General features: G+C 68.4%; 8 protein-coding genes and 3 tRNA genes. All 11 read left to right on the top strand.

The annotated features are described in order from the left end of the window. Positions 1-967, top strand: a 967-nt coding sequence (locus tag AAHB17_RS23900) for an HPP family protein (RefSeq protein ID WP_342133566.1), incomplete at its 5' end; no start/stop codon positions are given. 276 nt (positions 968-1,243) lie between these two features. Next, a complete protein-coding gene (gene trpE, locus AAHB17_RS23895) occupies positions 1,244-2,743 on the top strand; it encodes an anthranilate synthase component I (RefSeq protein ID WP_342133565.1) in 1,500 nt (499 codons plus the stop codon). Positions 2,744-2,748: 5 nt separating this feature from the next. Continuing rightward, positions 2,749-3,327, top strand: a complete 579-nt coding sequence (locus AAHB17_RS23890; RefSeq protein ID WP_342133564.1) for an aminodeoxychorismate/anthranilate synthase component II — start codon at positions 2,749-2,751, stop codon at positions 3,325-3,327. Continuing rightward, a complete protein-coding gene (gene ltaE / locus AAHB17_RS23885) occupies positions 3,327-4,409 on the top strand; it encodes a low-specificity L-threonine aldolase (protein ID WP_342133563.1) in 1,083 nt (360 codons plus the stop codon). The genes AAHB17_RS23890 and ltaE overlap by 1 nt, the downstream gene beginning before the upstream one ends. A gap of 23 nt (positions 4,410-4,432) precedes the next feature. After that, positions 4,433-5,086 (top strand): LysE family translocator, encoded by a 654-nt coding sequence (locus tag AAHB17_RS23880; protein WP_342133562.1) that lies wholly within the window; start codon positions 4,433-4,435, stop codon positions 5,084-5,086. A 30-nt stretch (positions 5,087-5,116) separates the two neighbouring features. Beyond that, a complete protein-coding gene (gene trpD, locus AAHB17_RS23875; RefSeq protein WP_342133561.1) occupies positions 5,117-6,148 on the top strand; it encodes an anthranilate phosphoribosyltransferase in 1,032 nt (343 codons plus the stop codon). 18 nt (positions 6,149-6,166) lie between these two features. After that, positions 6,167-6,964 (top strand): indole-3-glycerol phosphate synthase TrpC, encoded by a 798-nt coding sequence (gene trpC, locus AAHB17_RS23870; protein ID WP_342133560.1) that lies wholly within the window; start codon positions 6,167-6,169, stop codon positions 6,962-6,964. Between the two features lie 2 nt (positions 6,965-6,966). After that, entirely contained in the window at positions 6,967-7,728 is a 762-nt protein-coding gene (locus AAHB17_RS23865) for a uracil-DNA glycosylase (RefSeq protein WP_446719650.1), read from the top strand. A 15-nt stretch (positions 7,729-7,743) separates the two neighbouring features. After that, positions 7,744-7,829 (top strand) — tRNA-Tyr (locus AAHB17_RS23860). Between the two features lie 72 nt (positions 7,830-7,901). Beyond that, positions 7,902-7,975, top strand: a tRNA-Gly gene (locus AAHB17_RS23855). A 62-nt stretch (positions 7,976-8,037) separates the two neighbouring features. Further along, positions 8,038-8,112: transfer RNA gene (locus tag AAHB17_RS23850), tRNA-Thr, on the top strand. Positions 8,113-8,158 lie beyond the last annotated feature (46 nt).

Raw genomic sequence — 8,158 nt, 5'->3', positions numbered from 1 at the left:
GGGGCCCCCCCCCGGGGGCCCCCCCCCCCCCCGCGCCCCCTCGGCCGTGCTGCTGTTCCTGTTGCCGGCCAGCCCGCTGGCCCAGCCCTGGGCGGTGCTGGGCGGCAACCTGGTGTCGGCCCTGGTCGGTGTGCTGGTCTTCCGCTGGCTGGGGGACAGCGGCCCGGTGGCGGCGCTGGCGGGTGCCCTGGCCGTGGGTGCCATGGTGGCCTTGCGCTGCCTGCACCCGCCGGGTGGCGCCATGGCGCTGACGGCCGTGCTGGGCGGCCCCGCCGTGCACCGGCTGGACCTCGGCTTTGCGTTCGGTCCGGTGCTGGTCAATTCCTTGGGCATGCTGCTGCTGGCCTTGCTGTTCAACAACATCACCGGCCGGCGCTACCCCCACCACGGCGCGCCGCAGCCCCATCGCACCAGCGATCCGCTGCCCACCCACCGCACCGGGGTGCGGCCCGAGGACCTGGACGCCGCGCTGGCGTCCTACGGCGAGGTGTTGGACATCGACCGCGAGGACCTGGAAGAGATCCTGGTCCGCGCGCAGCTCCACGCCCAGCGCCGGCACTGGGCGGGCGTGTTGTGCGAGCACATCATGTCGCGCGACGTGGTCTGCATCGGGCCCGACGACCGGGTCGACGAAGCCTGGCGGCGCCTGGCCAGCCACAAGGTCAAGGCGCTGCCGGTGACCGAGGCCGACGGCCGGCTGGTGGGCATCGTCTCGCTGCACGACTTCTTCATTGGCCAGAGCGCGCCGGTGCCGCAGCGGCCGCCGCTGCTGAGCACCGCGCGCCGCGTGCACGAGATCATGTCGCGGCGGGTGATCACGGCCCGCCCCGGGCAGGCCATGGCCGACCTGGTGACGGGTTTCTCCGACGGCGGCCTGCACCACATGCCGGTGGTGGACGAGCGGCACCGGGTGGTCGGCATGGTGACGCAGTCCGACCTGGTGGCCGCGCTGTTCAAGAACCGGTGAGCCCGGGGCCCGCTTCTGGCTCGCCCTGTTCCGAAGCCCGTCCGGGCTTTGCTACACTTGCGCGCATGTTCATTCCACGCAGCAACGTCGCCGTCTGCCGGGCCCCGCTAGGGAGCCGGGGAGCCTGGCCTTGGCGCAAGCCATAAATCGTTCGCGTTTTTCCCAGCCGGCGCGGCGCCGTGATGCCGCCCGCGCTCTCGCGCACCCCGCCTCGGGTGCACCCGGATCGAATGAACGCCCTGCCGCGCAGGGCCTGAGCTGCAGGAGGCTCAACCCGTGATCACCGAACTCGAATTCAAGAGCCTGGCACAGCAAGGCTACAACCGCATTCCGCTCATGGCCGAGGCCTTTGCGGACCTCGAAACCCCGCTCTCGCTCTACCTCAAGCTGGCCTTCTCCAAGGACGGCGGCAAGTACAGCTTCCTGCTCGAATCGGTGGTCGGCGGCGAGCGCTTCGGCCGCTACAGCTTCATCGGCCTGCCGGCGCGCACCCTGTTGCGCGCCAGCGGTTTTGGCGATGCCGCCAAGACCGAGGTGGTGCGTGATGGCCAGGTGGTGGAAACCGCGCCGGGCAATCCGCTGGACTTCATCGCCGCCTACCAGCAGCGCTTCAAGGTGGCGCTGCGCCCCGGCCTGCCGCGTTTCTGCGGTGGCCTGGCCGGCTACTTCGGCTACGACGCCGTGCGCTACATCGAGAAGAAGTTGGCCCACAGCTGCCCGCCGGACACCCTGGGCTGCCCCGACATCCTGCTGCTGCAGTGCGAGGAGCTGGCCGTCATCGACAACCTGTCGGGAAAGCTCTACCTGATCGTCTACGCCGATCCCGCCCAGCCCGAGGCCTACGCCAACGCCAAGAAGCGCCTGCGCGAGCTGAAAGAGCAGCTCAAGTACTCGGTCAGCGCGCCCCAGGTCAAGGCCACGCAGGGCTACCCGGTGGAGCGCGAGTTCGCCAAGGCCGACTACCTCAAGGCGGTGGACCGCTCCAAGGAGCTGATCGCCGCTGGCGACTTCATGCAGGTGCAGGTGGGCCAGCGCCTGAAGAAGCGCTACACCGAAAGCCCGCTGAGCTTGTACCGCGCGCTGCGCTCGCTCAACCCCTCGCCCTACATGTACTACTACCACTTCGGGGATTTCCACGTGGTGGGGGCCTCGCCCGAGATCCTGGTGCGGCAGGAGAACAAGCCCGAGGGCCAGAAGGTCACCATCCGCCCGCTGGCCGGCACCCGCCCGCGTGGCGCCACGCCCGAGCTGGACAAGGCGACCGAAATCGAGCTGGTGAACGACCCCAAGGAGCGCGCCGAACACGTGATGCTGATCGACCTGGCGCGCAACGACATCGGCCGCATCGCGCAGATCGGCAGCGTCAAGGTGACCGAGGCCTTCGCGGTGGAGCGCTACAGCCACGTGATGCACCTGGTGAGCAACGTCGAGGGCATCCTCAACGAAGGCATGACCAGCATGGACGTGCTCAAGGCCACCTTCCCGGCCGGCACGCTGACCGGCGCGCCCAAGGTGCACGCCATGGAGCTGATCGACCAGCTGGAGCCCAGCAAGCGTGGCCTCTACGGCGGCGCCTGTGGCTACCTGAGCTACGCCGGCGACATGGACGTGGCCATCGCCATCCGCACCGGCATCGTCAAGGACCAGATGTTGTACGTGCAGGCGGCGGCCGGCGTGGTGGCCGACTCGGTGCCCGAGATGGAGTGGAGGGAGACCGAACACAAGGCGCGCGCCTTGCTGCGGGCGGCGGAACTGGTGGAAGAAGGACTGGAGTGACGGCCATGGCGAAGAAGATCAAACTCCTGATGGTCGACAACTACGACTCGTTCACCTTCAACATCGTCCAGTACTTCGGAGAACTGGGCGCCGAGGTCGAGGTGTTCCGCAACGACGAGATCACGCTCGAAGGCATCGCCCAGCGCGCGCCCGACCGGCTGGTGATCTCGCCCGGCCCCTGCTCGCCGGCCGAGGCCGGCATTTCGGTGGCCGCCATCCGGCATTTCGCCGGCCAGTTGCCCATCCTGGGCGTGTGCCTGGGCCACCAGAGCATTGGCGCGGCCTTCGGCGGCGACATCGTGCGTGCGCAGCAGCTCATGCACGGCAAGACCAGCGTCATCACCACCACACAGGAGGGTGTGTTCGCGGGTTTGCCGGAGCAGTTCACCGTCAACCGCTACCACTCGCTGGCGATCCGGCGTGACAGCTGCCCTGATGTGCTCAAGGTCACGGCCTGGACCGACGATGGCGAGATCATGGGCGTGCGCCACACCGAACTCGACATCGAGGGCGTGCAGTTCCACCCCGAGTCCATCCTCACCGAGCACGGTCACGCCATGCTGAAAAACTTCCTGGAGCGTTGATGAAACCCACCGTCGATCTGCGCAGCGACACCGTCACCCAGCCGACCGCGGCCATGCGCGAGGCCATGATGGCGGCGCCGCTGGGTGACGACGTGTTCGGCGACGACCCCACGGTCAACGCGTTGCAGGCGCGCATCGCTGCCATCACCGGCAAGGAAGCGGCGCTCTTCATGCCCTCGGGCACCCAGAGCAACCTGTGCGGCATCCTGGCCCACTGCGGCCGGGGCGACGAGTACATCGTCGGCCAGCTGGCCCACACCTACCGCTACGAGGGCGGCGGCGCGGCGGTGTTCGGCAGCGTGCAGCCGCAGCCGCTGGCGCAGGACGCCGGTGGGCAGATGTCGCTGGCCGACATCGCCGCCGCCATCAAGCCCGACGACCCGCACTTCGCCCAGACCCGCCTGCTGTGCCTGGAGAACACCTGGAACGGCCATCCCATGCCCGACAGCTACCTGGCCGGCGCCACCCAGCTCGCGCGCGAGCACGGTCTGGCCACCCACCTGGACGGCGCGCGTGTCTTCAATGCCGCCGTGGCGACCGCGGCACCGGGGCAGTCGGCGCTGGCCCGCGTGCGCCAGATCGCCGATCACTTTGACAGCTTGTCGGTGTGTTTCAGCAAGGGCCTGGGCGCGCCCGTGGGATCGGCCCTGTGCGGCTCGCGCGAGCTGATCGCCCGTGCCCTGCGCGTGCGCAAGATGGCCGGCGGTGGCCTGCGCCAGGCTGGCCTGCTGGCGGCGGCGGCGCACCACGCGCTGGACCACCATGTGGACCGCCTGTCCGACGACCATGCGCTGGCGCAACGGCTGGCCCAGGGGCTGGCCGGCATCGCGGGCTTGAGCGTGCGTTCGGTCCAGACCAACATCGTCTTCGTCGACGTGGCCGACGGCCGTGGCCCGGCGTTGCTGGCCCACCTCAAGGACCATGGCGTGCTGGCCACCGGCTTGATCGGCCTGCGCTTCGTCACCCACCTCGATGTGGACGTGGCGGGCGTGGACCACGCCCTGGCCTGTGTCCGCGGCTACTTCGCTGCAATGCCCGCCGCCACGGCCGCCGGCCACACCCGCGGCACCGCCGTCTACTGAGTCTGGCCCACCCGGAGCCCACCATGCCCGACGCGCACCAACTGATGCTGTTCATCGCCGCGGGCTGGTTGCTCAACCTGACCCCGGGGCCGGACGTGCTCTACATCGTGACCCACGCGCTGCGCAGCGGCGCGCGCGCCGGCATCGTGGCGGGCCTGGGCATCACGGCCGGCTGCTTTGTGCACATCGTTGCCGCAGCCCTGGGCGTGGGGGCCTTGCTGGCGGCGTCGGCCACGGCCTTCAACCTGCTCAAGTGGCTGGGCGCGGCCTACCTGTTCTACGTCGGCATCAAGTTGCTGTTCGCCAAGCCGGGCGGCAGCCCGCTGGCGAAGGCGGCTGACCGCCCGACCGATGCCGTGGCGCCTGCCCAGCCCTGGCGCGTGTTCACTGGCGGCTTCTGGACCAATGTGCTCAACCCCAAGGTGGCGCTGTTTTTCCTGGCCTTCGTGCCGCAGTTCATTGCGCCGGGCACCGAACACACCACCTGGGTCTTCCTCGCGCTGGGCGTGCTGTTCAACGTCAACGCCATCCCGGTCAACGTGGGCTGGGCCCTGGCCGCCGCCTGGATGGCCCGCCGCGCAGCGGTGGTGCAGCGCGGCCTGTCGGTGCTGGACCGCGTGGCCGGCGCCCTGTTCATCGCCTTTGGGCTGAAGCTGGCCTTGTCCAGCCGGCCCTGATCCCATTCATTGTTGTTTCTGGAGACCGCCATGCCCATCACCCCCCAGGAAGCGCTACAGCGCACCATCGAGCACCGCGAAATTTTCCACGACGAGATGCTGCACATCATGCGCTTGATCATGAGCGGCGAATGTTCGCCCGTCATGATGGCCGCGCTGATCACCGGCCTGCGCGTGAAGAAGGAAACCATCGGCGAGATCACCGCCGCCGCCCAGGTGATGCGCGAATTCGCCACCCAGGTGCATGTGGCCGACAAGCGCCATCTGGTCGACATCGTGGGCACCGGCGGCGATGGTTCGCACACCTTCAACATCTCGACTTGCTCCATGTTCGTGGCGGCGGCTGCCGGGGCCAAGGTCAGCAAACACGGCAACCGGGGCGTGTCCAGCAAGTCGGGCAGCGCCGACGTGCTGGAAAGCCTGGGCGTGCACATCAACCTCTCGCCCGAGGCGATCGCGCAGTGCATCGAGGCCGTGGGCATCGGCTTCATGTTCGCGCCCAACCACCACCCGGCCATGAAAAACGTGGCGCCGGTGCGTCGCGAACTGGGCATCAAGACCATCTTCAACATCCTGGGCCCGCTGACCAACCCGGCCAGCGCGCCCAACATCCTGATGGGCGTGTTCCACCCCGACCTGGTGGGCATACAGGTGCGCGCCATGCAGCGCCTGGGCGCCGAACACGCGGTGGTGGTCTACGGCCGCGACGGCATGGACGAGGTCTCGCTGGGTGCGGCCACGCTGGTCGGTGAACTCAAGAACGGCGAGATCAGCGAGTACGAGATCCACCCGGAAGATTTCGGCATGACCATGGCCAGCAACCGCGCCCTGAAGGTCGACTCGCCCGAGCAGTCGCGCGACATGTTGCTGGGCGTGTTGGCGGGCGAGGCCGGAGCCGCGCGCGACATCGTGTTGCTCAACGCCGGTGTGGCGCTGTACGCGGCCAACGTAGCGGCGGACGTCCCCGCCGGCATCGCGCTGGCGCGCACAGCCATCGACACGGGCGCGGCCAAAGCGCGGCTCGACCAACTGGTCGTCAAGACCCACGCCCTCAAGGCATAAGCAGCAGGCCCACACACCATGACCGACATCCTGAACCAGATCGTGGCCGTCAAGCGCGCCGAAATCGCCGCCGCCCAGCGCAAGAAGCCGCTGGACATGGTGCGTGCCGACGCCGAAAGCCGGCTGCTCACGCGCGATTTCGAAGGCGCCCTGCGCGCCAAGATCGCCAAGGGCCAAGCCGCCGTGATCGCCGAGATCAAGAAGGCCAGCCCCAGCAAGGGCGTGATCCGTGAGGACTTCATCCCCGCCGACATCGCCCAGAGCTACGCCGAGCATGGCGCAGCCTGCCTGTCGGTGCTGACCGACCGCGACTTTTTCCAGGGCAGCCCCGACTACCTCAAGCAGGCCCGCGCCAGCTGCGATCTGCCGGTGCTGCGCAAGGACTTCATGGTCGATGCCTACCAGGTCTACGAGGCGCGGGTGATGGGCGCCGACTGCATCCTGCTGATCGCCGCCTGCCTGGACGATGCCCAGATGGCCGAACTCGAAGCCCTGGCCCACTCGCTGGGCATGGCGGTGCTGGTGGAGGTGCACGACGACACCGAGCTGGAGCGCGCGCTCAGGCTCAAGACCCGCCTGCTGGGTGTCAACAACCGCAACCTGCGGACCTTTGAGGTGTCGCTGAGCAACACGCTGGACCTGCTGCCGCGCGTGCCGGCCGACCGCCTGCTGGTGACCGAGTCTGGCATCCTGGGCGCGACCGACGTCAAGACCATGCGGGACGCCGGTGTGCACGCCTTCCTGGTGGGCGAGGCCTTCATGCGCGCGCCCGATCCCGGCGTGGCGCTGGGTGCCCTGTTCCAGCTGCCGGGCTGAGCGTGGCGCAGGTCGACCTGTTCGCAGCCGATGCGGTCGCGACCCCGGCCCTGACCGCCTGGGCGCCCGACCAATGGCCGGTGTCGCCCGACTGGGCACCCACCACCGAGGCCTTTTTCGCCAGCGAGACCGGCCGTGCCCTGGGCGACGCGCTGCGGGCCCGCCTGGCCGCGGGCACCACGGTGTACCCGCCCGAGCCCTTGCGGGCGCTGGCCCTCACCCCGCTGGATGCCGTGCGGGTGGTCATTTTGGGGCAGGACCCGTACCACGGCCCGGGGCAGGCCGAGGGCTTGGCCTTTTCGGTGGCGCGGGGCGTGGCGGTGCCGCCCTCCTTGCGCAACATCTACAAGGAACTGGTCCGGGGCACCGAACGGCCCGTGCCCCGCGACGGTTCGCTGGTGGCGTGGGCGCGCCAGGGGGTGCTGCTGCTCAACACCTGCCTGACCGTGGAGGCCGGCGCGGCCGCCAGCCACGCGGGGCTGGGTTGGGAAGCGCTGACCGACGCCGTGATCGACCGGCTCAATGCCCATGAGCGGCCCAAGGTGTTTTTGCTGTGGGGCGCCCATGCGCAGGCCAAGGCGGCACGCATCGATGGCGCGCGTCATCGGGTGTTGCGCGCCAACCACCCGTCGCCGCTGTCCGCGCTGCGCCCGCCGCTGCCGTTCATTGGCTGTGGGCATTTTGCCGAGGCCAACCGCTTCCTGGTCGAGTCCGGTGGCGTTCCTGTTGCGTGGTTGCCCGAAAGCCCGAAAACCGTGGCATAATCTATGGCTTGCCGTGGAGGGGTGGCCGAGTGGTTAAAGGCAGCAGACTGTAAATCTGCCCGCTTATGCGTACGCTGGTTCGAATCCAGCCTCCTCCACCAGTGATTTGTCGGTGCTAGAGCGTTTTTGGGAAGCGATGCCTGTGTCCGGGTTGTTCCGGGTTCGGGTGATTGGCGGGAGTAGTTCAATGGTAGAACCCCAGCCTTCCAAGCTGATGACGCGGGTTCGATTCCCGTCTCCCGCTCCAGTGCTGTCATGTTGCTGAAGCATTGTTTTGTAGAAATCAGCGGTCGACAGGCTGCTTTTTTTGCCCTTGTGGCTCAGTGGTAGAGCACTCCCTTGGTAAGGGAGAGGTCGCGGGTCCGATTCCCGCCAAGGGCACCACGAATACCGTTGTTTGTATTTCGGCAATTTTTGAACCGGAGCTGAA

This window comes from Hydrogenophaga sp. OTU3427, from assembly GCF_038440225.1.
GTDB lineage: Bacteria > Pseudomonadota > Gammaproteobacteria > Burkholderiales > Burkholderiaceae_C > Hydrogenophaga.
Note: the sequence above shows the minus strand (reverse complement) of the source record. Positions and strands in the feature narration are given on the sequence as shown.